Source organism: Streptococcus sp. ST16, from assembly GCF_046098135.1.
Taxonomy (GTDB): Bacteria; Bacillota; Bacilli; order Lactobacillales; family Streptococcaceae; genus Streptococcus.
Map to the genome: position 1 here is coordinate 61,941 of NZ_JBJUSE010000005.1, position 24,708 is coordinate 86,648.

Below are 24,708 nucleotides of genomic sequence, written 5' to 3' on the forward strand. Positions count from 1 at the left end.
AATAGCTTTACTTGGCTAATACTTCTTTCAAATAAGCAGCGACTTCATCATCTTGGCAGTTTTCAAAGAAGTATTCTTGGAAGTATTTGCCAGAGATGGTGTCTTTGAGGAAGTCTTGGTCGATTGTTTTAAGGATGGTCATCAAATCATTGTAGGTGATTTGTTTCACCTCGTTTAAGATACGAGCGTTGCGTTGTTCAGGGATTACACGTTCTCTTGGGTAGCCACCGCCCATTTCTTCAGCAAATAAGCGTTCAAACATCAATTTGAGGGTCAGTTCTGCCCCCCAGCCAAATCCTTTGGCATAAGGGATAGACAAGGCGTTACCACCATTGATTTGAGAATAAAGGTAAGCGTCAGTTGGGTCCACTGCTAGACCACAGACAACACCAGGAAAGCTGTTTAAAGCAAGCATAGCTCCTACACCCGTACCACAGCCGGTAACAACAAAGTCGACTGCTTTTGTATTTAAAAGGATGGCAGCCATTAGGCCGTTTTGTACGTACGTTAATGAGTTTTCACCTTCTTCTCCACGCATGCCATAGTTAAATAATTGGTAGCCTTTTTTATCGGTTGCTTCTTTCAGACTATCGTAAATGATGTGATTCTTGCTAGCTTGACTATTTTCATTGATTAATGCGATTTTCATAATATCCTCTTTCTATTTTTACTCAGGTTGTTTTCCGATGTAGGCTAAGATACCGCCATCTACATATAGGATGTGGCCATTGACAAAGTCGCTAGCGTCACTAGCGAGAAAGACAGCAGGGCCCATTAAATCTTCAGGATTTCCCCAACGTGCAGCAGGTGTTTTTGCAATGATGAACTGGTCAAATGGGTGGCGAGAACCATCTTCTTGAAACTCACGAAGAGGTGCTGTTTGAGGAGTGGCAATATAACCCGGTCCGATTCCGTTACATTGGATATTGGCTCCACCGTATTCAGACGCAATGTTGCGGGTCAACATTTTCAAGCCCCCTTTAGCAGCGGCATAAGCGCTAACTGTTTCACGTCCCAGTTCACTCATCATTGAACAAATATTGATAATCTTTCCATGCCCTTTCTTTATCATAGAAGGAATGACCGCTTTTGAAACGATAAATGGTGCGTTTAAGTCAATATCGATGACCTTACGGAAATCAGAGGCGCTCATTTCGCACATTGGAACGCGGCGGATAATACCAGCGTTATTAACGAGGATGTCAATGACACCAACCTCTTGTTCGATTTGCTTGACCATGGCTTGGATTCCGTCCTCGTCTGTCACGTCACAGACATACCCATGGGCTTCGATGCCGACTTGACGATAAGCTTCAATCCCTTTATTGACCAAGTCTTGATTGATATCGTTAAAGACGATAGTAGCGCCGGCTTCAGCGTAGGATTTGGCAATAGCAAATCCAATTCCATAAGAAGCGCCGGTGATGAGAGCAATTTTTCCTTTTAAAGAAAACTGCTCAATTGAGAATGATGTATTTGTCATTTGATACTTCCTTTCAAATTTGTTAAGACTTCTCTATAACCAAATTATATTCTAGTAAACCGGTTTTGTCAATAAATAAATATTTTTATTTCTAAAAAGATTTATTTTCCCAAAAAAACGGAAGATTTTGAAATTTCTGTCTATTATAATGGTTAAATAAGCAATGAAAGCGCTAATATTTTTTTAAAAAAACTATTGACAAGATAAAAATAAAGGTTTACAATGGGAAATGTAAAGTAAACCGGTAAACTCAAACAAGGAAGGAGAAAAGATGAAAATTGTACTTGTAGGGCATGGACATTTTGCCACAGGGATTTATAGTTCTTTACAATTGATTGCAGGCAATCAAGAAAATGTGGAGGCGATTGACTTTGTGGAAGGAATGTCAGCAGATGAACTCAAGCAAAAAATCTTACTTGCAATTTCAAATGAAGAAGAGGTTTTAATCCTAAGTGATCTCTTGGGAGGATCGCCATTCAAGGTTTCTTCTACCATAATGGGAGAAAATCCAGCCAAAACAATGAATGTTCTCTCGGGTTTGAACTTAGCCATGTTAATGGAAGCAGTCTTTGCTAGAATGGCTCATAGCTTTGATGAGGTTGTTAATAAATCAGTAGCGGCGGCCCAGGGCGGAGTCGTAAATGGTAAAGAATTGTTTTCAACGGATGCAGAGGCAGAGGAAGAAGATTTCGAATCGGGTATTTAAAGGGTAAAAGAATGATAAAAAAGGTTACGATTGAAGAAATAAAATCGCCTGAGCGCTTCTTAGAAGTACCACTTCTGACGAAAGAAGAAGTCGGCCAGGCAATTGATAAGGTTATTCGGCAGTTAGAACTCAACCTTAACTATTTCAAGGAAGATTTCCCGACGCCAGCTACCTTTGATAATGTCTATCTAATCATGGATAACACGGAATGGACCAATGGTTTCTGGACAGGAGAACTGTGGTTGGCTTATGAATACAGTCAACAGGATGCATTTAAAAACATCGCTCATAAAAATGTTCTTTCTTTCCTGGATCGTGTCAATAAGAGAGTAGAATTGGACCACCATGATCTTGGTTTCTTATACACACCGTCTTGTATGGCTGAATATAAGATAACTGGAGATGGAGAGGCTAGAGAAGCATCCTTGAAAGCTGCAGATAAGTTGATTGAACGCTATCAAGAAAAAGGTGGCTTCATTCAGGCTTGGGGAGACTTGGGCAAGAAAGAACATTACCGTTTGATTATCGACTGCTTGCTCAATATTCAACTCTTGTTCTTTGCTTATCAAGAAACAGGCGATCAAAAATACTACGATATTGCAGAAAACCATTTCTATGCTTCGGCTAATAATGTTATCCGTAATGACGCCTCATCCTTCCACACCTTCTATTTTGATCCTAAAACAGGTCAACCTCTTAAAGGTGTAACGAGACAAGGGTATAGTGATGATTCATGCTGGGCACGTGGTCAATCATGGGGAGTCTATGGTATTCCTTTGACTTATCGTCACCTGAAAGACGAGTCCTGCTTTGACTTGTTTAAAGGTGTAACCAATTATTTCTTGAATCGTCTGCCAAAAGATCATGTTTCTTATTGGGATTTGATTTTTAATGATGGTAGTGCTCAATCACGAGATTCTTCAGCAACAGCTATCGCCGTCTGTGGGATTCATGAAATGCTAAAACATCTCCCAGAGGTGGATGCTGACAAAGATATTTATAAACATGCTATGCATGCCATGCTTCGTTCCTTGATCGAACATTATGCAAATGATCAATTTACTCCTGGTGGGACAAGTCTCCTCCACGGTGTGTACTCATGGCATTCAGGTAAAGGAGTGGACGAAGGCAATATCTGGGGTGACTACTATTACCTAGAAGCCCTTATCCGTTTCTACAAAGACTGGAACCTATATTGGTAGGAGGAGAAATATGACAACACCAAATATTATTATGACCCGTATCGATGAACGGTTGATCCACGGGCAAGGACAACTTTGGGTAAAATACTTAGGTTGTAATACGGTCATTGTTGCCAATGACGAAGTGAGCACGGACAAGATGCAACAAACTCTGATGAAAACAGTTGTGCCAGACTCAGTTGCCATGCGTTTCTTCCCTTTGCAAAAGGTGATTGATATCATTCACAAGGCTAATCCTGCTCAAACGATCTTTATCGTTGTAAAGGATGTGAAGGACGCTTTAACCTTGGTAGAAGGTGGTGTCCCTATTAAAGAAATCAATATCGGGAACATTCACAATGCCCCTGGTAAAGAGCAGGTGACACGCTCTATCTTCCTAGGTGAAGAGGACAAGGCAGCCCTCAAGGAATTGAACCAAACTTATCAAGTAACATTTAATACGAAAACAACTCCAACAGGAAATGATGGAGCTGTTGAAGTCAACATTCTGGACTATATTTAAAAGAGGAGATCGTTATGTCGATTAATGTATTTCAAGCGATTTTAATTGGATTATGGACAGCTTTCTGTTTTAGTGGAATGCTGTTAGGAATTTACACCAATAGATGTATTGTTTTGTCGTTTGGTGTCGGAATTATTCTAGGTGATTTGCCTACTGCTCTTGCAATGGGAGCTATTGGTGAATTGGCTTATATGGGATTCGGTGTTGGTGCTGGAGGTACTGTTCCACCAAACCCAATCGGACCTGGTATCTTTGGTACCTTGATGGCTATCACTAGTGCTGGTAAAGTCAGTCCAGAAGCGGCTCTTGCCCTCTCTACTCCGATTGCTGTGGCGATTCAATTCTTACAAACTTTCGCCTACACTGTACGTGCTGGTGCGCCTGAAACGGCGATGAAGCACTTGAAAAACCATAATTTGAAGAAATTCAAGTTCACTCTAAATGCAACAATTTGGTTGTTTGCCTTTATTGGATTTACCTTGGGTTGCTTGGGTGCCCTTTCAATGGATACCTTGTTGAAACTCGTAGACTACATTCCACCAGTATTGCTTACAGGTTTGACAGTTGCTGGTAAAATGCTCCCAGCTATCGGTTTTGCAATGATCTTGTCAGTGATGGCTAAGAAAGAGTTGATTCCGTTTGTCTTGTTGGGATATGTTTGTGCGGCTTATCTAAACATCCCAACAATTGGTATTGCAATTGTAGGTACTATCTTTGCTTTGATTGAATTTTATAACAAGCCAAAAACAGCGAATCATGTGGTAGAGGAGGAAGCACACGATGACTGGATCTAACAAATTAACAAAACGTGATTATCTTAAAACGTCTTTGCGGGCATTCTTTTGTCAAAATGGATTTAACTATAGTAACTATCAAGGGTTGGGATATGCCAATGTGATGTATCCTGCTTTGAAAAAACACTATGGAGAGGATCAGGAAGGTTTCTACCAAGCCTTGGAAGAAAACTGTGAATTCTATAATACCAACCCACACTTCCTGCCTTTTATTACCAGCTTGCATCTTGTAATGTTGGAAAATGGCCGTCCGGCAAAAGAGACACGTAGCATCAAGATGGCCTTGATGGGGCCATTAGCAGGTATTGGGGATTCTCTCTCACAATTTTGTTTAGCTCCATTGTTCTCAACCATCGCAGCTTCGTTTGCTCAAGAAGGCCTGGTTGTCGGTCCAATCTTGTTCTTCCTTGCGATGAATACGATTTTGACAGCGATTAAATTGTCAACTGGTCTCTATGGATACAAACTAGGAACAACTGTGATTGATAAACTGAGCGAACAGATGGCAACGATTTCTCGTATTGCCAATATTATCGGTGTAACCGTAATTGCTGGTTTGGCAGCGACATCTGTTAAGATTATGGTGCCGATCACCTTTGCTGCAGGGGAAGTTAAAGCAGACGCTAAACAAAGTATCGTAAGTATTCAGGGAATGCTTGATAAGGTTGCTCCAGCTCTTCTACCAGCCCTATTTACACTTTTAGTTTACTACTTGATTAAAGAAAAGAAATGGACAACATATAAACTCGTTATTTTAACAGTTATCATCGGAATTATCGGAAGCTGGCTTAAGATTCTAGCTTAATGAATACGACATTGTTTTATGGAATAGTGATTGTCTTGGCAGTGAGCCCCCTTTTACTGTCAAGCTTTCATTCTATTCGTCAGCAAAAGTTGCTTCGCAAACAGATGGAGCAACGAAAAGAGTATTTAGCTTCTTTAACATCTGGTGATGAAGTGTTGTTATTGTCTGGAATTCATGGAAAAATCATTTCTATCAAAGATGACTTGGTCTCCTTGCAGATTGCAAAAGGTGTGGTCATCTATGTAGAAAAGGAAAGTGTAATGGGAAAGACAAAAGAACTGCTTTTTAAGTAGTTCTTTTTCTGGTAATAGATAATGAAAGAAGAAAGAAGACAATTTTTTGAAAGAATTGATGGGGACCAATATCGTGATTATATCTTGTCCCACTGTTCAAAAGACTATGAGAAAGTCAAGAGTTCCCTTGAGCGCTTGATGGACAATCGTTTTATGTTTGATAGTCCTTGGGATATGGAACCTTGTTCAAAAATCTATCAAATCTATCCGATGGTGTGGAATCAAGTATTTGAAGATGATCCAGAATGGGCTTATATGCTCAATCGACAAGAATATCTCTTGCAGTTTACGATAGGGTATCTAGTAGAAGGAGATAAGGGCTATATCCAAAAGTGCAAGTTCTTTCTATTTGATTGGATTGAGCAGGTGAGAGAATTTTCTCCTCAATCTTTGATGACTAGAACCTTGGATACGGGTATTCGTTCCTTTGCTTGGTTGAAACTACTCTTGCTCCTCTTGAAATTTGATTTGCTAGAAGAGGAAGAACTAGAGAAAATTTTGGTCAGTCTAGAAAAGCAGATTGACTTTATGAAAAGCCACTATCGCGCCAAGTACACCCTTAGTAACTGGGGGATTTTACAAACAATTCCGATACTTGCTATCTATCATTTCTTTTCAGATAAGATGGACCTAGAAGAAGCCTACCATTTTGCTTCAGAGGAGTTGAAACAGCAAATTGAGACACAGATTTTAGGAGATGGAAGCCAGTTTGAACAGTCGATTCTCTATCATGTAGAGGTTTATAAAGCCTTGCTGGACTTGTGTCTCTTGCTTCCAGACTTGCAAGATAGCTTTCAAGAGCTGCTGGAAAAGATGGCGACTTACATTCAAATGATGACAGGTCTAGATGGACGGACCTTGGCTTTTGGTGATAGTGATTCTACAGAAACGACAGAAATTTTGAGCCTGTCTGCTGTGGTTTTGAACAAGGAAGACCTTCTTAACGGTCTGGATGTTAAAGTCGATTTGCTTAGCCTCTTGTTCCTGGGGCGAGAAAAGGTCAAGCGACTGCAGGAATTTGAAAAGAGAGATTGGCAGCCTAAGTCCAGGCTCTTTGAAGACTCTGGGCATGTCTGCATTAAGGATGAACATCGTTATCTATTTTTCAAAAACGGTCCGCTGGGAAGTGCCCATAGCCATAGTGACGAGAATAGTTTTTGCTTACAGTATCAAGGTCAACCGATTTTCATCGATGCTGGGCGTTATTCTTATCGTGAGATAGATGAACGTTATCTCTTAAAGAGTGCTTGGAGTCATTCGACCTGTATGGTAGATGGGAAAGCTCCAGAAAGGATCGCGGGATCCTGGGAATATGAATACTATCCTCACTCCCTGTTTTGTCACCATAAAGAAAGGGAAGGAGTGCATTATATTGAGGGGGCTTATTGGTCAGCAGAACCTGATTTGCCCTATCTTCACAGGAGAAAAATCCTCATGTTGGCAGAGGATGTGTGGCTCTTGGTAGATGACATCAGGTGTCAAGGTCAGCATGAGTCGTTGACTCAGTTTATCCTTGACAAGGATGTGACCTATCAAGATGGGAAAATCAATCAGTTGAAACTATGGAGTGAAGTTGATTTTGATTTGGAAGATACCATTATTTCTCCTAAATACAATGAGCTTGAAAAAAGTAGCAAACTCATGAAACACCAATTCTTTGAGAATCAGATGCTGGATTATACCATCATTGCGCATGAGAGTTTTGAAATCACCCGTCATTCTGTCTACCAGACAGATGGTCATGAAGTAGAAAATGCTCTGGCTTTTGAAGTGAAAAATGACGAAACAGACAAGCTGATTCTGTTATTAAGCGAGGATATTTGTATAGGTGAAAAATTGTGCCTCGTTGACGGAACAAAAATGCGTGGAAAATGTCTAGTATATGATAAAATAAATGAGAGAATGATTCGCTTGCAGTGCTAGAAATAGGCTTTTTGAACAGTAAATATGTTATACTAAGTATTAGTAGGAGGTGTTTTAGATTGGAGAAGAAACTGACCATAAAAGACATTGCAGAAATGGCTCAGACCTCGAAAACAACCGTGTCATTTTACCTAAACGGGAAATATGAAAAAATGTCCCGAGAGACACGTGAAAAGATTGAAAAAGTTATTCATGAAACAAATTACAAACCGAGCATTGTTGCGCGTAGCTTAAACTCCAAACGAACAAAATTAATTGGTGTCTTGATTGGTGATATTACCAACAGTTTCTCAAACCAAATTGTTAAGGGAATTGAGGATATCGCCAGCCAGAATGGCTACCAGGTAATGATAGGAAATAGTAATTACAGCCAAGAGAGTGAGGACAGGTATATTGAAAGCATGCTTCTCTTGGGAGTAGACGGATTTATTATTCAGCCGACCTCTAATTTCCGAAAATATTCTCGTATTATCGATGAGAAAAAGAAGAAAATGGTCTTTTTTGATAGTCAGCTCTATGAACACCGGACTAGCTGGGTCAAAACCAATAACTATGATGCCGTTTATGACATGACCCAGTCCTGTATCGAAAAAGGTTATGAGCATTTTCTCTTGATTACAGCGGATACGAGTCGTTTGAGTACTCGGATTGAGCGGGCAAGTGGTTTTGTGGATGCTTTAACAGATGCTAATATGCGCCACGCTAGTCTAACCATTGAAGATAAGCATACGAATTTGGAACAAATTAAGGAATTTTTACAAAAAGAAATCAATCCCGATGAAAAAACTCTGGTATTTGTCCCTAACTGTTGGGCCCTACCTCTAGTCTTTACAGTTATCAAAGAGTTGAATTATAACTTGCCACAAGTTGGGTTGATTGGTTTTGACAATACGGAGTGGACTTGCTTTTCTTCTCCAAGTGTTTCGACGTTGGTTCAGCCCGCCTTTGAAGAAGGACAACAGGCTACAAAGATTTTGATTGACCAGATTGAAGGCCGCAATCAAGAAGAAAGGCAACAAGTCTTGGATTGTAGTGTGAGTTGGAAAGAGTCGACTTTCTAAGATGAAAGGGAAATGACTTGCAACCTCTGTTAAGAAATAAAATAATCCCATCTAGCATGAGCTGGATGGGATTATTTGTCTATAAAATGAGAAATTATGGGAGTAATCTCCTAAATCAACTGTTTTTGATGTACTTCTTTCACTACTTGATAAAAGTTATAGAAGTAGACCAAACTCGAAATGATGGTTACGACTAGGAATATTAGCAATTTCCATTGGATAGGGTTGATTAAAAGCTGTGGAAAGGATATGAGGAGGAAGAAGAGGGCGGCGTTGAGGATAGGTATCCGTTTTGATTGGATTTTTTCAAATCCAGGTCCTTTATTTAGGGCAGGGAGAAAGAGGAGTAAGAGTATTAAAACGGTATGAGATATAGCTCCTGAGACAAGAGCGACGGTGATGAAAATAATGATAAAAACATGACTGACTAGTAGTCTTACTAGTGATTTCATAAGGCACCTCCTAGTCGTCTTCTTGATCTTTTTTGGCTTTTCGAATGCGAAGAGAGACGATAATTTGTATGGTCAATCCGAAGAAGAAGGCAGCTAGAATCGTTGATATAAAATGTCCTGTATTTAAAAGAGAACTAAGATAATCTTTGCTGTCATCGGTTAGGGCATTCAGCAGTGGTATTCCAAAGAACATGCCCATGCCGTAGGTCAAGCCCGCTTTTAGACCAGGAAAATGTAGCTGCTTACTTTCTTTTTGGTTCAGCATTTCGGGATCAATGGCTGTGATACCCGTTTTCTTGGTTTGGGAGACCACATAGAGAGCAGCCATCATCGAAATGCCAAACACCACAAGAGGATATCCGAAAGCGACAATTTGTGGGTATTTATAAGCAAGGACAAAGGGGATGAGATTGCCGAATGTCATCAGATAAAAGAGGATGATAAAGACTTGATTGCCAATACGATCGGCCTCGCGCCGTTTGTGTTCGTCAAGAGGGCCAGAAATTCCGTAAATGCGTTTGATGAGTTTTTCAGTGAGAGTTTCTTTTTTCATAAGTTTGCTCCTTTTTTAAAAATTATCCTCCCAAAAGAGACTGTTGAGGTCAGTTTGGAGGCTGCGGGCGAGATTGAGACAGAGTTCCAAGGTTGGATTGTACTTGTCATTTTCAATCATGTTGATGGTCTGTCTCGAGACACCGATATCCTTGGCGAGCTCGAGTTGGGAAATGCCTAGTTCCTTGCGGAATTCTTTGACACGGTTCATCTGGTCTCCTTTCTGATTTGTGTCGCATATATTTGACTATATTATATTCTTCTATGAAATAGATGTCAAGCATATTTGACATATTTCTTAAAGAAATCTTACTTTTTTTGACCTATTTATCTGACAAGTGCAAGCTGGTCAGATTTGTGGTAAAATAGATAAGATATGACAAAAGAATTTCATCATGTAACGGTCTTGCTTCATGAAACGATTGATATGCTTAACGTGAAACCTGACGGCATCTACGTTGATGCGACTTTGGGTGGAGCAGGCCATAGCGAATATTTATTAAGTAAATTGAGCGAAAAAGGACATCTCTATGCCTTTGACCAGGACCAGAATGCCATTGACAATGCGCAAAAACGGTTGGCACCCTATATCGAAAAAGGGATGGTAACCTTTATCAAGGATAACTTCCGTCATTTGCAGGCACGTTTGCAGGAGGCTGGTGTCCAGGAAATTGATGGAATTTGTTATGACTTGGGAGTGTCCAGTCCTCAGCTGGATCAGCGTGAGCGTGGCTTTTCTTATAAAAAGGATGCGCCACTGGATATGCGGATGAATCAGGAAGCTAGTTTGACGGCCTATGAGGTGGTCAATCATTATGACTATCATGACTTGGTTCGGATCTTTTTCAAGTATGGGGAGGATAAGTTTTCTAAACAGATTGCCCGCAAGATTGAGCAAGCTCGTGAGGTGAAACCAATTGAGACAACGACAGAGTTGGCAGAGATTATCAAGTCGGCCAAGCCTGCCAAGGAGCTCAAGAAAAAGGGACACCCTGCCAAGCAGATTTTCCAGGCTATCCGAATCGAAGTCAATGATGAGCTGGGTGCGGCAGATGAATCTATCCAGCAGGCCATGGACATGCTGGCTCTGGATGGTAGAATCTCGGTCATTACCTTCCATTCGCTGGAAGACCGCTTGACCAAGCAATTATTCAAAGAAGCTTCAACAGTGGAAGTTCCAAAAGGCTTGCCCTTCATTCCAGATGATCTTAGGCCTAAGATGGAATTGGTATCCCGTAAGCCAATCTTGCCAAGTGCCGAAGAGCTAGCAGCCAACAATCGTTCGCATTCAGCCAAGTTGCGCGTGGCCAGAAAAATTCATAAGTAAGAGGAAAAACATGGCAGAAAGAATCGAAAAAACAAGCCAGTTATTGCAAACGAAGTTTAAAGGTTTTTCACGTGTGGAGAAGGCCTTCTATGTTTCGATTGCTGCAACAATGATTATCCTGGCAGTTAGCGTTGTGTTTATGCAGACCAAGCTATTACAAGTTCAGAATGAATTGACCAAGGTCAATGCTCAAATCGAAGAAAAGAAAACAGAGCTCGACGATGCCAAGCAAGAGGTCAATGAATTGATTCGTTCAGAACGTTTGAAAGAAATTGCAAACTCTAAGGATTTGCAGCTGAATAACGAAAATATCCGAGCAACGGAGTAAGAAATGAAACAGTGGAAAGAAAAAATCATCCGTTATGCCGTTCGTAATCGTAAATCTCCAGAAGAAAACCGCAGAAGAGTAGGGAAAAGCCTGAGTTTATTGGCTGTCATACTCTTCGCTGTCTTTTTGGTCAACTTTGCGGTCATTATCGGAACGGGTAAAAAATTTGGTAAGGACTTGGTTCAAGAAGCCAAAAAGGTTCACCAAACAACCAAGACGATTCCAGCCAAGCGGGGGACCATCTACGATCGTAATGGTACGCCTATTGCAGAAGATGCGACATCTTATAATATCTATGCTATTATTGACAAGACCTACAAGTCAGCAACAGGCAAAATTCTCTATGTAGAGGATTCTCAATTTAATAAGGTAGCTGAAATTTTCCATAAATACCTAGATATGGAGGAGTCTTATGTCAAAGAACAGCTTTCTCAACCAGATCTGAAACAGGTATCCTTTGGTACCAAGGGAAATGGGATTACCTATGCCAATATGATGGCTATTAAAAATGACCTCAAAGCAGCTGGGGTTGAGGGGATTGACTTTACAACCAGTCCTAATCGCAGTTATCCCAATGGACAGTTCGCTTCTTCCTTTATCGGTTTAGCGCAACTCCATGAAAATGAGGACGGAACCAAGAGCTTGATTGGGACATCTGGATTGGAGAGTTCTTTAAATAGCATTCTGGCAGGTACAGATGGGATTATCACCTATGAGAAGGATCGTCTGGGAAACATTGTTCCAGGTACGGAGCAGGCTTCCCAACAAACAGTAGATGGAAAGGATGTTTACACAACCCTTTCTAGTCCCTTGCAATCCTTTATGGAAACTCAGATGGATGCCTTCCAGGAAAAGGTAAAAGGCAAGTATATGACGGCTACCTTGGTCAGCGCTAAAACAGGGGAGATTCTTGCTACAACCCAACGACCAACCTTCAATGCCGATACCAAGGATGGTATTACGAAAGACTTTGTTTGGCGAGATATTCTTTATCAAAGTAACTACGAGCCAGGGTCAACCATGAAGGTGATAATGTTAGCCTCAGCCATTGATAACAATACCTTCCCTGGTGGGGAATACTTTAACAGTAGTGAATTGAAAATAGCAGATGCGACCATTCGAGACTGGGACGTCAATGAAGGATTGACTAGTGGTGGCACCATGACCTTCTCTCAAGGTTTTGCCCACTCAAGTAATATCGGGATGACCTTGCTTGAGCAAAAGATGGGAGATGCAACCTGGCTGGACTATCTCAATCGCTTTAAATTTGGGGTACCGACTCGTTTTGGTCTGACAGATGAGTACACAGGTCAATTACCTGCTGATAACATTGTCAATATTGCCATGAGTGCATTTGGACAAGGGATCTCTGTCACCCAGACCCAGATGCTTCGTGCCTTTACAGCCATTGCCAATGATGGGGTTATGTTGGAGCCAAAATTTATCAGTGCCCTCTATGATCCAAATGACCAGTCTGTCCGTAAGTCTCAAAAGGAAATTGTTGGAAATCCTGTGTCAAAAGCAGCAGCGTCCTCTACTCGGGAGCACATGGTCATGGTCGGAACAGATCCTGTCTACGGTACTATGTACAACCACAGCACAGGAAAACCAAATGTCAATGTTCCAGGTCAGAATGTCGCCCTGAAATCAGGGACTGCTCAGATTGCCGATGAGAAGAATGGGGGTTATCTTACAGGTGAAACCAACTATATCTTCTCAGTTGTGTCGATGCATCCTGCAGAAAATCCTGACTTTATCCTCTATGTGACGGTGCAACAGCCAGAGCATTATTCGGGTGTTCAGCTGGGAGAGTTTGCCAACCCGATCCTTGAGCGAGCTTCTGCCATGAAAGAATCCCTCAATCTTCAGTCAACTGCCAAGAGCTTAGATCAGGTCAGCAAGACGACAAGCTATGCGATGCCAGCTACCAAGGACTTTACTCCGGGTGACCTAGCAGAGGAATTGCGTCGTAACCTTGTCCAACCAATCGTTATCGGAACAGGAACCAAGATCAAGGAGCTCTCGGTTTCTGAAGGAGATAATTTGGAAGCCAATCAGCAGATCTTGATCCTGTCTGATAAGGTCGAAGAAATGCCTGATATGTATGGCTGGACAGATGAAAATGTGCAAACATTTGCTAAATGGCTAAATATAGAAGTCGAGTGGGAAGGTAGTGGCAAAACGGTCAAGAAACAAAGTGTCCGTGCCAATACAGCCCTCAAAGACATTAAAAAAATGAAAATAACTTTAGGAGATTAACATGATTAGTTCCATTAGTGCTGGGGTTCTATCCTTTCTATTGACCTTGATAGGTATTCCAGCCTTTATCCGATTTTATCGAAAAGCACAGATTACAGGACAGCAGATGCACGAGGATGTCAAGCAACACCAAGCTAAAGCCGGGACTCCAACCATGGGAGGTCTTGTCTTCTTGATCGTTGCAGTAGTAGTGAGTTTCCTTGTCGCTCTCTTTACCCAACAATTGACTAACAATGTAGGCATGATTTTGTTTATCTTGGTTTTGTATGGTTTGGTAGGTTTTTTGGATGATTTCCTCAAAATTTTCCGTAAGATCAACGAAGGATTGAATCCCAAGCAAAAACTTGCTCTCCAGCTCCTTGGAGGAGTGATCTTCTACCTCTTTTATGAGCGCGGTGGCGACATGCTTTCAGTCTTTGGCTACCAAGTACATCTGGGTATTTTCTATATTTTCTTTGCCCTTTTCTGGCTAGTTGGCTTTTCAAATGCGGTGAATCTGACTGACGGAATTGACGGTTTAGCAAGTATTTCCGTAGTGATTAGCTTATCGGCCTACGGTGTGATTGCTTATATGCAAAATCAACTGGATATTCTTCTTGTGATTCTTGCCATGATTGGTGGTTTGCTAGGTTTCTTCGTCTTTAACCACAAGCCTGCCAAGGTTTTTATGGGAGATGTGGGAAGTTTGGCTCTTGGTGGGATGCTGGCAGCTATTTCTATGGCTCTCCATCAAGAATGGACCCTTTTGCTGATTGGGATTATCTATGTCTTTGAGACAAGCTCTGTTATGATGCAGGTTACCTACTTCAAATTTAGTGGTGGAAAGCGTATTTTCCGTATGACGCCTGTCCATCACCATTTTGAACTTGGAGGATTCTCAGGTAAGGGCAATCCTTGGAGCGAGTGGAAGGTTGACTTCTTCTTTTGGGGAGTTGGGCTTCTAGCAAGTCTCTTGACCCTAGCCTTTTTATACCTGCTGTAAAAATAACCTTTGATTAAAAAATAAAACAGGATGAAGAACAATTTCATCCTGTTTTTGTGATGTTAAAAATTAGTTGGATTTATCCTTTCTTCCATTTAACATAAAAGTGGCTGTAAGAGCTAGGCTGAGGCCTGCCAAGAAGAGGAGTGAGTTGGATGCTTCCCCTGTTACTGGAAGTTGTTCTTTAGGAGAATGATTTCCAGCTTTAGCAAGACTCGGACTAGCTGAAAGTTGTTCAGCCTCGTGTGCCAAGGTTTCTGCATCTGAAGCACTTGGTTTTTCATCTGTACTAGGGGTTGTTCCAGCAGCTCGATAGACGACAGCATAGGTACTGAAATGACTAGTGATGAATTCTGCCTTTCCTTCTCGAACGTTGAAATCAAGGGCTTGCAACCCCTTGGTCGGAGTAATATAGTAGACCTTTTCTACGTTAGCTGAAATAGGCAAGCGAACCAAGACAGAGCCTTTTGGCTGCAAGCTATAATCTGTTGGATTTTTAAGTTGTAGGTCGTAAGCATCATAGGTCTTGCCAAAGAGTTCTTGAGCTAAGACACGTCGGCTGGAAACGTGAGAAATTCCTTCTAAGTCACTGACTCCTCCAATAATTTCCACTCCAGTTTCCTTATCTTTTAAGACTCGAACTGGATAGTCAGGAAGGGTAAGGTTTGGAGCAGCCTGATCCCCACTAGTTCCGATAGGGTCAGTGTACTCAGGTTTTTCAACAGTAGGGGCTTCCTCTTGCCCTGCCGTTCCGATAGGCTCAGTGTATTCCGGAATTGTCACTGTAGGCGGTTCCTCTTGCCCTGCCGTTCCGATAGGATCAGTATATTCCGGAATTTCAACAGTTGGAGCTGGTTCGTCCCCTTTGCTTGTAGTTGGCTGACTCTCGTCAACCTTTTTCTCTTCCTTTTTAGTAAAGACGGCTACAATAGGACTACTTGTGGTAGTTCCTTGAATGGTATAAGCTTCAATGGCATTTCCAGCTTTGCGATTGGTTTCGTCAGGGATTGGGATTTGAACTTGATTGTCTTGGACTGATAGGATAGTCTGATCTCCACTTGTAACCAGATGCATTTCATCCACTTTGCGTAAGACTAGAGGATCTTTGACACCTGGGAAGGTCACTGCGATAGCTTCCCAATCTCCAGCTGGTAGGCTTAGGGAAATGGTTTTGTCATTTTCCTTAAGAGGCGCGATGCTAGGGCTATCTAAACCAACAGCTGGAGCTTTGATGATATCAAAGAAGTCAAGAGAGATTTTCTTGCGACCTTCTGGCGAATCTGGATCAACACGTAATGTTAGGGTGTGCGGACCATCAGTGAGATTTGTAAATTCGCCGATAAAGGCTCTCTTTTCAGTTGCACCTGAAGTGTAGAAGTCTAGACTGGGCATTTCTTTGCCATCTAGTGTAACACGTGCTCGTCCAAGGGCAAGGCTCTTCAAGCCATAAATTCGAATGCCTGTCCCTGTAAAGGAAATGGTTGCCTGAGCTTCTGAAGCTGTACTAGAGTCGCTGTTGTTAATATCAGCGTATTTTTCCGTACCACCGTAGAGTTCAGGGTCAGACCAGTCCTTAAACTGGGAACCATACTGGATGCGTGAATCACGGTCATCCATTTTTTCAATCGTATTGCCTGCTCCTGCTAGGACCTTGAAGTAGTCTAATGAAATTTTCGAGTGTTCACTTCCACGTCCTTTATGCTCACGTTTAACACTAAGAGTCAATGTATGAGGTCCGTCTGATAATCCTGTGAAGCGACCGATGAGGCTACCTTTTTCAGTTGCCCCAGCAGTGTGGAAATCAAGCTCGCCGATCTCTTTTCCATCAATTTTGGCAGTGGCAAGACCTAGTTCAGATGATTTTAGTCCATAGATTTCGATGCCAACACCAGTGAAAGGAATAGTTGCAGTGATATCTTCGTCTGTGTAGTCACCTTTTGAAAGGTCAGCAAATTTTTCTGTTCCTCCAAATAATTCTGAGTCTGCCCAGTTTCCAAAGGCGGCTCCGTACTGGATACGGTTATCTCGGTCGTCCATCAACTCGCTGTAGGTTTCGACAGTGGCCTGTTCAGATACTTGTGTGGAAACTTCGCCCAGCATCGCCTTGACGGTATAGGTATAGACGAGTTGAGGATCTAGTGAGCGGTCGACAAAGTGGGTTTGATTGGTTACAAATTCTCTAGTTGCAGAGGTTTGGCCAGATTCGTCTTTTACTTGTCTTTGGATGACATAGTGAGTAGCGCCTTCTACCTGGTTGAAGGTGAGTTCGGCAGTGACGCCATTTTGTCGAACTGCTGTCAGACTGGTTACACGACCAGGGAAATGTTCAAAGATAATGACGTCACCTTTTTGCGTTGCTAGTTGGATGCGATTGTTTTTAAGAATCGTTGCCTTGACTGTTTTGCCATTGACCTTGATTTGGCTGGCTTCGATATTTGGATAATCTACAATCAAGTCTCCACCGACATTTGACAGGAAGGACAAGTTTTGAAGGTTTTTATCTTTCCACTTCATGCTGACTTCAAAGTTACCACGGGCAACCAAGCCAGAAACCTGACCGTCTTTCCAAGCATCTGGAAGGGCTGGCAATGGCGCAATATAGCCAGTATGAGATTGCAGGAGCATTTCTGCCATCCCACTAGTTGCTCCAAAGTTTCCGTCGATTTGGAAAGGAGCGTGGGTATCCCAAAGGTTTTCTAGGGTTGAGTATTTGAGCTGTTCAGCGAGCAAGCGATGGGCACGGTTACCGTCCAGTAGACGAGCCCAGAGGTTGATTTTATTAGCCTTAGACCAACCAGTACCACCATCTCCACGGTGGTTGAGGGTAGCACGCGCAGCCTCTAGGTATTCAGCCTGGTCCTTGCTAAAGAGCGTACCTGGGAAGAGACCAACTAGATGGGAAACGTGGCGGTGGTTGTTTTCAATGCCTTCGTTGGTGAATTGTAGACTATCTTCTTCGTACCATTCCTTGATACGGCCCTCTTTGTTGATGTGAAGGGGTTTGAGTTTGTCAAATTTAGCCTTGACCTCTGTGACTAAGTCTTTGTCGACATTCAGATGATTGGCGACTTCCATATAGTCGTGGAATAGCTGCCAAACTAGCGACTGGTCAAAGGTATTTCCGATGGTGATGGTACCGTGTTCTGGTGAGTAGGATGGAGAAGACACCCAACGGTCGCTGGCCTTGTCATAGTGCAAGAAGGAGTTCCAGAACTTAGCGGTTTCCTTGAGCATAGGATAAATCTTTTCTTTGAGATAAGTTTCGTCCTTGGTGAATTTATAGTAGTCATAGACATTCTGCATCATCCAGGCATTAGCTGCTGGAGACCAACCCCAATAGTAATTCCAACCAGGAGTAGTCCAGCCAAATGGAGTTGCTTGGGTGTGGACCAGCCAACCATTTTCTTGTCCGTTTTTGGATTCGATACCAGCGTATTCCTTGGCTGCGATACGGCCATAGTAACGCATGTCGTCAATGTAATTGATCATTGGCTTGGCTGTCTCAGCAAGGTTGCTCATGTAGGCTGGCCAATAGTTCATTTGCAAATTGACATTGAGGTGGTAGTCAGCGTTCCAAGGTGGATTGTCTACGGCATTCCAGACTCCCTGCAGGTTGGCAGGAAGGGCATCTGTCCGATCACGAGACGAACTGATGAGTAGATAACGTCCGTATTGGAAGAAGAGTTCTTCCAGTTTTTGCCCTTTGCTAGGGTTATAGATTTGAAGGGCATCTTTTGTCGTTTGAGCAGTCTTGCTTCCACCTAGGTTTAGTTTGACGCGGTTAAAGAGACTTTGATAATCCTTGATATGGTCCTTTTTAAGTGTTTCGTAGTCCTTGGCCTTAGCTGCTTCGACAATCCTTTTAACTGTTTTTTCGAGGTCGATATCTTTTCGATAGTTGGTTTTTGGATTCTGGGCAAAGTTAGTCTTGGCGCTGAGTAAAAGAGTAGCGTAGCTGGCCCCTGTGATCGTTAAACTATCCTCATGGACAGTAACTTTTCCGTCCGTTTTAATTCCTAGATAGGATGCAAATTTGAGGCCGTTATCTTTGACAGTCCCCTTTAGAAGAATTCCATTTTCATCTGTAATAACATGTCCGTTCTTATAGTTAGAATATTCCCAGGAGTATTCACCATTAGTAAGCAAGTCTTCTGTCAGGCTATTCCAAAGGGTAAAATCAAGTGTCTTGTTTCCTTTTTTGGTCAAGTGGGTCACGGTGACATCATCAGGATAGCTGGAGAAGGTTTCGCGTTTAAAGGTCGTCCCATCTTGGGTGTAAGAAGTGGTCGTAGTAGCCTCTGTGATATCCAAACGACGATGATAATCAGTTACAGTATCTAGTCCTTTCTTCTGATTATTAAAGACCATGAAGATATCTCCAAAGGCTAGGTAACGTCCATACTGGGCGTTGTTTGGTCCAACTAGATTTTGTTCAGCTAGTTGTTTGGCTTTTTGGCGGTTTCCTGCTTCGAGAGCTTTACGAATCTCTGATAAGATCTTGTAGCGGTCCTTGTAGTTCCCTCCGTTATAGTCGGTGCTATCGGATTGGGGACCTCCTGACCAGAGAGTCTTTTCATTGTACTGGATTCTTTCTTCGCCAATTAGACCGAAGACCTTGGCTCCCATCTCTCCATTCCCAACGGGGAGGGCCTGTTTTTCCCATCCATCATAGGAAGGAGCTGTTGGCTGATCGTAGATGAGTTGATAGTTTTCTTGCTTTGTCACCGGCTGATCTGCTTTTTCAGGTTCCTTATTTTCTTTAGCTTCTACAATGGCTTCTTCACTAGCTTGACTATTTATCTTCTGAGTCTCCTCAGCTGGCTTGCTTTCGGAAACTACTGGACTCTCTGCTAGAGACGAATTTGTAGTTTCAGTAGCTTCAGCTGTTTTGGGTTCACTATCTGGCTTAGTGCTAGCTTCGACAGAGGTTGCTTCAGTTTGCTTGACCTCCACACTGTCTGCAGCTACAGTGTGGTTGACTAGAAAAACAGCCCCCAGCAAAACAGAAGCAGTCCCAACCGTTAGTTTGCGGATGCTATAGCGACAGGATTTCTCCCAAAATCTTTTATCCATAGAAATCTCCTTTAGCATTTGGAACCGTTTACATTTTGTAAGACAAATCCCTATATTTTTGTTTCTATTTACCTCCCATTCTACTGGTCATCTAGCATTTGTCAAGAGGTTTCTGGTGAAAAACATATTTGATATTGCTTTTTCTTAAAATAGTAGAAGAAAGAGAGGAAAGGGTGGAATTATTCGTAATTTCATAGTTCAATCTGATTGTAAGACTAGCTTAGAATTGGCTTAACCCCCTCTTGAAAGCGTAAAACAAACTAGTCAGGAAAGTCACTTTATGGTATAATATAGAAGACTCAAAAAGAAACAGGAGAAAAAGAATGGACTTACTTTTAGCAATTGTCTTGATTGTGCTAGCTTTTCTAGGAGGAGCTCTTGGAGGTATGTACTTGGTGCGTAAGCAAATTGAAAAAGAATTTGCGGACAACCCACGTTTGAACGCTGAGGCAGTTCGTGCTCTCTTGAGCGCAAATGGTCAAAAGCCAAGCGAAGCCAAGGTACAACAAGTTTACCACCAAATCATCCGCCAACAAAAAGCAGCTCTTGCTAACAATAAAAAGAAATAAATAGGAAAAGTCTGGGATGAAAGTTCCAGACTTCTCACTATGTTCAATAGTTCTCAAGGATAAGACTTTTTCCTTGCATTCTATTGATATTTGATTATGATTAAGAGAGAGGCAGTTGACATTTTATCAAGCTGTCGGTTAGTTCCTTCAGGACAAGGAATCATGATGAACTATCAATCAGAAAAAAGACTAGAAAGAAGACTGTATGGATAATCGACCAATTGGTTTTTTGGATTCGGGTGTCGGGGGCTTGACCGTTGTTCGTGAGCTCATGCGCCAGCTTCCCCATGAAGAAATCGTCTATATTGGAGATTCAGCACGGGCGCCCTATGGTCCCCGTCCTGCTGAGCAAATTCGTGAATATACTTGGCAGTTGGTCAACTTTCTCTTGACCAAAGATGTCAAGATGATTGTCATTGCTTGTAACACTGCGACTGCAGTCGTCTGGGAAGAAATCAAGGCCCAATTAGACATTCCTGTCCTAGGTGTGATTTTGCCAGGAGCTTCGGCAGCCATCAAGTCCAGTCAAGGTGGGAAAATTGGGGTGATTGGAACTCCCATGACGGTCCAATCAGACATCTACCGTCAGAAAATCCATGATCTGGATCCAGACTTACAAGTGGAGAGTTTGGCCTGTCCTAAGTTTGCTCCCTTGGTGGAGTCAGGTGCCCTGTCAACCAGTGTCACCAAGAAAGTGGTTTATGAAACCCTGCGTCCCTTGGTAGGCAAGGTGGATAGTTTGATTCTGGGTTGTACCCATTACCCACTCCTTCGCCCTATCATCCAAAATGTCATGGGACCTAAGGTTCAGCTCATCGATAGTGGGGCAGAGTGTGTACGGGATATCTCAGTCTTACTCAATTATTTTGAAATCAATCGTAGCCGAGATGCGGGACCTCTTCAACATCGTTTTTACACAACAGCGAATAGCCAAAGTTTTGCCCAAATAGGAGCAGAATGGCTGGAAAAAGAGATTCATGTGGAGCATGTAACTTTATGACAAACAAAATTTATGAATACAAGGATGACCAGGACTGGTATGTTGGTGTCTGGGATGTCTATGGAGGCATCTATAGCCTTATCAAAGATCCTCTTGAGCTTGATTTTATGGATTTGGCGCGGATTTTTCGTGATGAGGAAAATGGCTTTCCAATTACGATAACGGTGATGCGCTGGTCTTCCAACTACCGTCTGCTCTCCTTTATCGTTGAGATTTTAAATGCGGAAGCAGGACGTAACTTGGAAGTCATCCAACGTCAGGGAGCCTTACTTTTAATTGAAAATGGACAGCTTTTGCATGTCGAACTGCCTAAAGAAGGGGTCGATGTTCAAGACTTCTTTGAAACTAGTAAGGTTAGAGAAACTCTGCTCATTGCGACTCGTAACGAGGGCAAGACCAAGGAGTTCCGAGCTATCTTTGACAAGTTAGGCTACGATGTGGAAAATCTCAATGACTATCCTGAACTGCCTGAAGTAGCTGAAACAGGTATGACCTTCGAAGAAAATGCTCGCCTGAAAGCAGAAACCATTTCCCAATTAACAGGCAAGATGGTTTTAGCAGATGATTCTGGTCTCAAAGTTGATGTCCTTGGTGGCTTGCCAGGTGTCTGGTCAGCCCGTTTTGCAGGTGTGGGGGCTACTGATCGTGAAAACAATGCTAAACTCCTGCACGAATTGGCCATGGTCTTTGATCTTAAGGACCGTTCAGCCCAGTTCCACACGACTCTGGTTGTAGCCAGTCCAAACAAGGAAAGCTTGGTTGTTGAAGCTGACTGGCCAGGTTATATCAACTTTGAACCCAAGGGTGAAAATGGATTTGGCTATGATCCCCTCTTCCTTGTAGGGGAGACAGGAAAATCATCAGCTGAGTTAACCCTTGAAGAAAAAAATAGCCAATCCCACCGTGCCTTAGCCGTTAAGAAACTTTTGGAGGTATTTCCATCATGGCAAAGCAAACCATCATTGTAATGAGTGACTCTCATGGCGATAGCTTGATTGTGGAAGAAATCCGTGACCGCTATCTGGGTAAAGTTGATGCCATTTTTCACGATGGTGACTCAGAACTCCGTCCAGACTCTCCGCTCTGGGAAGGCATCCATGTCGTCAAAGGAAATATGGACTTTTATGCTGGCTACCCAGAACGTTTGGTGACTCAACTTGGTCCGACCAAGATTATCCAGACTCACGGACATTTATTTGATATCAATTTCAACTTTCAAAAGTTGGACTACTGGGCTCAGGAAGAAGATGCCGATATCTGTCTCTATGGTCACTTGCATGTGCCTAATGCTTGGATGGAAGGCAAAACACTCTTTCTCAATCCAGGCTCCATCAGCCAGCCACGAGGAACCATCAGAGAATGCCTCTATGCTCGTGTGGAGATTGATGACAGCTATTTCAAAGTAGACTTTTTGACACGTGACCATGAGGTTTATCCAGGCTTGTCCAAGGAGTTTTCTCGATGATTGCCAAGGAATTTGAAGCATTTTTACTGGAGCAGGAAGAGACTTTTCTTACCCCCGCTGAGAATCTAGCAGCCTTGATCGATACCCACAATGCTGATCATGCAATTTTGGTGCTGAGCCAAATCACTTATACCCGTATCCCTGTTGTGACCTTTGACAAACGCTTTGTCGGAACCATTGGTCTGAGAGATATTTTGGCTTATCAAATGGAGCAAGGATTGACGGATGAGCAGATGGCAAAGACAGACATCGTCAATATGACTAAGACAGATGTGGCAGTCGTCGCTCCAGACTATAACATCACAGAGGTCCTCCATAAACTGGTGGATGAACCTTTCTTGCCAGTGGTAGATGATGAAGGAATTTTCCAAGGAATCATCACGCGCAAGTCTATCCTCAAGGCTGTTAATGCTCTCTTACATGACTTTAGTAAGAAATATGAGATTAGATGCAAATGAGAGATAGGATTTCAGACTTTTTAGAGGGAAAGCAGGGTTTGTCTGCCAATTCAAAGCAGTCTTATAAGTATGATTTGGAGCAATTTTTAGACATTGTAGGTGAGCGGATCTCTGAGACCGGTCTCAAGATTTACCAAGCCCAGCTAGCCAATCTAAAAATCAGCGCCCAGAAGCGAAAACTTTCGGCCTGTAACCAATTTCTCTACTTTCTCTATCAAAAAGGAGAGGTGGACAGCTTTTATCGTTTAGAATTAGCCAAACAAGCTGAAAAGAAGACTGAAAAACCAGAGATTCTAGACCTAGACTCTTTTTGGCAGGAAAGTAATTATCCAGAAGGACGCTTGCTGGCGCTTCTTATCTTGGAAATAGGGCTCTTGCCAAGTGAGATTTTAGCCCTTAAGGTTGCAGATATCAATCTGGATTTTCAGGTGTTGAGAATCAGCAAGGCTTCCCAACAGAGGATTGTCACCATACCCACGACCTTGATTCCAGAGCTAGAACCCTTGATGGGGCAGACCTATCTCTTTGAAAGGAGTGGGAAAACCTATTCTCGTCAGTGGGCCTTTCGTCAACTAGAGTCCTTTGTCAAGGAGAAGGGTTTCCCAGCCTTATCCGCTCAAGCCTTGCGGGAACAGTTCATTCTAAGACAGATAGAAATGAAGGTCGATTTGTACGAAATTGCAAAAAAATTAGGATTAAAAACAGTCCTGACCTTAGAAAAATATAGATAATGGATATTAAATTAAAAGATTTTGAAGGGCCACTGGACCTGCTCTTGCACTTGGTTTCTAAGTACCAGATGGATATCTACGATGTGCCAATCACAGAAGTCATCGAACAGTATCTAGCCTATGTCTCAACTTTGCAGGCTATGCGCTTAGAGGTGGCAGGCGAATACATGGTTATGGCCAGTCAGTTAATGCTAATCAAGAGCCGCAAGCTTCTTCCAAAGGTGGCAGAAGTGACAGATTTAGAGGATGACCTAGAGCAGGACCTTCTCTCCCAAATCGAAGAATACCGCAAGTTTAAACTCTTGGGTGAGCACTTGGAAGCCAAGCACCAAGATCGGGCCCAGTATTATTCCAAAGCACCGACAGAGTTGATCTACGAAGATGCGGAGCTTGTGCATGATAGGACGACCATTGACCTCTTTTTAGCTTTTTCAAATATCCTAGCCAAGAAAAAAGAGGAGTTCGCTCAGAATCACACGACCATTTTGCGGGATGAGTATAAGATTGAGGACATGATGGTCATCGTAAAAGAGTCCTTGACTGGACGAGACCAGTTGCGTCTGCAGGATTTGTTCAAGGAAGCCCAGAATGTCCAAGAGGTTATCACCCTCTTTTTGGCGACCCTAGAGTTAATCAAAACTCAGGAACTGATCCTCGTGCAAGAGGAGAATTTTGGAGATATCTATCTCATGGAAAAGAAGGAAGAAAGTCAAGAGGCACAAAGCTAGACTTGATAGAGAGGA

General features: G+C 42.5%; 25 protein-coding genes. 19 read left to right on the forward strand and 6 right to left on the reverse strand.

Annotation, left to right across the window (positions count from 1 at the left end):
- Window positions 1–7: 7 nt before the first annotated feature.
- Both ACIY14_RS05010 and ACIY14_RS05015 read right to left on the reverse strand, forming a co-directional pair.
- Window positions 8–649: an RpiB/LacA/LacB family sugar-phosphate isomerase gene (locus ACIY14_RS05010; protein WP_409001765.1), complete on the reverse strand. Its 642-nt coding sequence runs from the start codon at window positions 647–649 to the stop codon at window positions 8–10.
- A gap of 18 nt (window positions 650–667) precedes the next feature.
- Entirely contained in the window at window positions 668–1,483 is an 816-nt protein-coding gene (locus ACIY14_RS05015) for a gluconate 5-dehydrogenase (RefSeq protein ID WP_409001766.1), read from the reverse strand.
- 271 nt (window positions 1,484–1,754) lie between these two features.
- Here ACIY14_RS05015 and ACIY14_RS05020 point away from each other — a divergent pair, with 271 nt between their 5' ends.
- The 8 genes from ACIY14_RS05020 to ACIY14_RS05055 are packed head-to-tail and all read left to right on the forward strand — an operon-like array spanning window position 1,755 to window position 8,769.
- Window positions 1,755–2,189 carry a PTS sugar transporter subunit IIA gene (locus ACIY14_RS05020; protein WP_007519198.1) on the forward strand — a complete coding sequence of 145 codons (435 nt, stop codon included), beginning with the start codon at window positions 1,755–1,757 and terminating at the stop codon, window positions 2,187–2,189.
- Window positions 2,190–2,200: 11 nt separating this feature from the next.
- Complete coding sequence (locus ACIY14_RS05025) at window positions 2,201–3,391, forward strand: glycoside hydrolase family 88 protein (protein ID WP_409001767.1); 1,191 nt, start codon at window positions 2,201–2,203, stop codon at window positions 3,389–3,391.
- Window positions 3,392–3,401: 10 nt separating this feature from the next.
- Window positions 3,402–3,893 carry a PTS system mannose/fructose/N-acetylgalactosamine-transporter subunit IIB gene (locus tag ACIY14_RS05030; protein ID WP_167266440.1) on the forward strand — a complete coding sequence of 164 codons (492 nt, stop codon included), beginning with the start codon at window positions 3,402–3,404 and terminating at the stop codon, window positions 3,891–3,893.
- A 14-nt stretch (window positions 3,894–3,907) separates the two neighbouring features.
- On the forward strand, window positions 3,908–4,687 hold the full coding sequence (locus ACIY14_RS05035) for a PTS mannose/fructose/sorbose/N-acetylgalactosamine transporter subunit IIC (RefSeq protein WP_000026611.1): 780 nt from the start codon (window positions 3,908–3,910) through the stop codon (window positions 4,685–4,687).
- Window positions 4,674–5,492, forward strand: a complete 819-nt coding sequence (locus tag ACIY14_RS05040) for a PTS system mannose/fructose/sorbose family transporter subunit IID (protein WP_000148013.1) — start codon at window positions 4,674–4,676, stop codon at window positions 5,490–5,492. Before ACIY14_RS05035 ends, ACIY14_RS05040 begins: the two co-directional genes overlap by 14 nt.
- Window positions 5,492–5,785: a preprotein translocase subunit YajC gene (gene yajC / locus ACIY14_RS05045; RefSeq protein WP_409001768.1), complete on the forward strand. Its 294-nt coding sequence runs from the start codon at window positions 5,492–5,494 to the stop codon at window positions 5,783–5,785. The genes ACIY14_RS05040 and yajC overlap by 1 nt, the downstream gene beginning before the upstream one ends.
- A 21-nt stretch (window positions 5,786–5,806) precedes the next feature.
- The gene (locus ACIY14_RS05050) at window positions 5,807–7,708 is read left to right on the forward strand and encodes an alginate lyase family protein (RefSeq protein WP_409001769.1); all 1,902 of its coding nucleotides are present in this window, start codon (window positions 5,807–5,809) and stop codon (window positions 7,706–7,708) included.
- A gap of 59 nt (window positions 7,709–7,767) precedes the next feature.
- On the forward strand, window positions 7,768–8,769 hold the full coding sequence (locus tag ACIY14_RS05055; RefSeq protein ID WP_000412460.1) for a LacI family DNA-binding transcriptional regulator: 1,002 nt from the start codon (window positions 7,768–7,770) through the stop codon (window positions 8,767–8,769).
- A 110-nt stretch (window positions 8,770–8,879) separates the two neighbouring features.
- Here the strand turns inward: ACIY14_RS05055 and ACIY14_RS05060 are convergent, their stop codons facing one another.
- Genes ACIY14_RS05060 through ACIY14_RS05070 form a run of 3 tightly spaced genes read right to left on the reverse strand, consistent with a single transcriptional unit; the run spans window position 8,880 to window position 9,984 of the window.
- Window positions 8,880–9,221, reverse strand: coding sequence for a hypothetical protein (locus ACIY14_RS05060; RefSeq protein WP_409001770.1), 342 nt, complete (start codon window positions 9,219–9,221; stop codon window positions 8,880–8,882).
- A 10-nt stretch (window positions 9,222–9,231) separates the two neighbouring features.
- Window positions 9,232–9,774 carry a DUF3278 domain-containing protein gene (locus tag ACIY14_RS05065; protein ID WP_409001771.1) on the reverse strand — a complete coding sequence of 181 codons (543 nt, stop codon included), beginning with the start codon at window positions 9,772–9,774 and terminating at the stop codon, window positions 9,232–9,234.
- A 15-nt stretch (window positions 9,775–9,789) separates the two neighbouring features.
- Complete coding sequence (locus tag ACIY14_RS05070) at window positions 9,790–9,984, reverse strand: helix-turn-helix transcriptional regulator (protein WP_001082471.1); 195 nt, start codon at window positions 9,982–9,984, stop codon at window positions 9,790–9,792.
- 165 nt (window positions 9,985–10,149) lie between these two features.
- Between ACIY14_RS05070 and rsmH the strand changes: the two genes are divergently transcribed.
- The 4 genes from rsmH to mraY are packed head-to-tail and all read left to right on the forward strand — an operon-like array spanning window position 10,150 to window position 14,669.
- The gene (gene rsmH / locus ACIY14_RS05075; RefSeq protein WP_409001772.1) at window positions 10,150–11,100 is read left to right on the forward strand and encodes a 16S rRNA (cytosine(1402)-N(4))-methyltransferase RsmH; all 951 of its coding nucleotides are present in this window, start codon (window positions 10,150–10,152) and stop codon (window positions 11,098–11,100) included.
- Window positions 11,101–11,110: 10 nt separating this feature from the next.
- Complete coding sequence (gene ftsL / locus ACIY14_RS05080) at window positions 11,111–11,428, forward strand: cell division protein FtsL (RefSeq protein ID WP_195217259.1); 318 nt, start codon at window positions 11,111–11,113, stop codon at window positions 11,426–11,428.
- A 3-nt stretch (window positions 11,429–11,431) separates the two neighbouring features.
- Complete coding sequence (gene pbp2X, locus ACIY14_RS05085; protein ID WP_409001773.1) at window positions 11,432–13,687, forward strand: penicillin-binding protein PBP2X; 2,256 nt, start codon at window positions 11,432–11,434, stop codon at window positions 13,685–13,687.
- A 1-nt stretch (window position 13,688) separates the two neighbouring features.
- Window positions 13,689–14,669 carry a phospho-N-acetylmuramoyl-pentapeptide-transferase gene (gene mraY, locus ACIY14_RS05090; RefSeq protein ID WP_409001774.1) on the forward strand — a complete coding sequence of 327 codons (981 nt, stop codon included), beginning with the start codon at window positions 13,689–13,691 and terminating at the stop codon, window positions 14,667–14,669.
- A 69-nt stretch (window positions 14,670–14,738) separates the two neighbouring features.
- Here mraY and ACIY14_RS05095 read toward each other — a convergent pair whose 3' ends face one another.
- Entirely contained in the window at window positions 14,739–19,742 is a 5,004-nt protein-coding gene (locus ACIY14_RS05095; RefSeq protein ID WP_409001775.1) for an SIALI-17 repeat-containing surface protein, read from the reverse strand.
- Window positions 19,743–20,065: 323 nt separating this feature from the next.
- Between ACIY14_RS05095 and ACIY14_RS05100 the strand changes: the two genes are divergently transcribed.
- From ACIY14_RS05100 to ACIY14_RS05130, 7 genes are all read left to right on the forward strand, one after another.
- A complete protein-coding gene (locus ACIY14_RS05100) occupies window positions 20,066–20,311 on the forward strand; it encodes a YneF family protein (RefSeq protein WP_000364986.1) in 246 nt (81 codons plus the stop codon).
- A 205-nt stretch (window positions 20,312–20,516) separates the two neighbouring features.
- Complete coding sequence (gene racE / locus ACIY14_RS05105; protein WP_000370379.1) at window positions 20,517–21,311, forward strand: glutamate racemase; 795 nt, start codon at window positions 20,517–20,519, stop codon at window positions 21,309–21,311.
- Window positions 21,308–22,279: a nucleoside-triphosphate diphosphatase gene (locus tag ACIY14_RS05110; protein WP_409001776.1), complete on the forward strand. Its 972-nt coding sequence runs from the start codon at window positions 21,308–21,310 to the stop codon at window positions 22,277–22,279. The genes racE and ACIY14_RS05110 overlap by 4 nt, the downstream gene beginning before the upstream one ends.
- Window positions 22,255–22,776, forward strand: a complete 522-nt coding sequence (locus tag ACIY14_RS05115; protein ID WP_084877440.1) for a metallophosphoesterase — start codon at window positions 22,255–22,257, stop codon at window positions 22,774–22,776. Before ACIY14_RS05110 ends, ACIY14_RS05115 begins: the two co-directional genes overlap by 25 nt.
- Window positions 22,773–23,234, forward strand: a complete 462-nt coding sequence (gene cbpB, locus ACIY14_RS05120) for a cyclic-di-AMP-binding protein CbpB (RefSeq protein WP_409001778.1) — start codon at window positions 22,773–22,775, stop codon at window positions 23,232–23,234. The genes ACIY14_RS05115 and cbpB overlap by 4 nt, the downstream gene beginning before the upstream one ends.
- Window positions 23,231–23,965, forward strand: a complete 735-nt coding sequence (gene xerD, locus ACIY14_RS05125; RefSeq protein WP_409001789.1) for a site-specific tyrosine recombinase XerD — start codon at window positions 23,231–23,233, stop codon at window positions 23,963–23,965. Before cbpB ends, xerD begins: the two co-directional genes overlap by 4 nt.
- Window positions 23,965–24,693 (forward strand): segregation/condensation protein A, encoded by a 729-nt coding sequence (locus ACIY14_RS05130; protein ID WP_409001779.1) that lies wholly within the window; start codon window positions 23,965–23,967, stop codon window positions 24,691–24,693. The genes xerD and ACIY14_RS05130 overlap by 1 nt, the downstream gene beginning before the upstream one ends.
- Window positions 24,694–24,708: the final 15 nt, after the last annotated feature.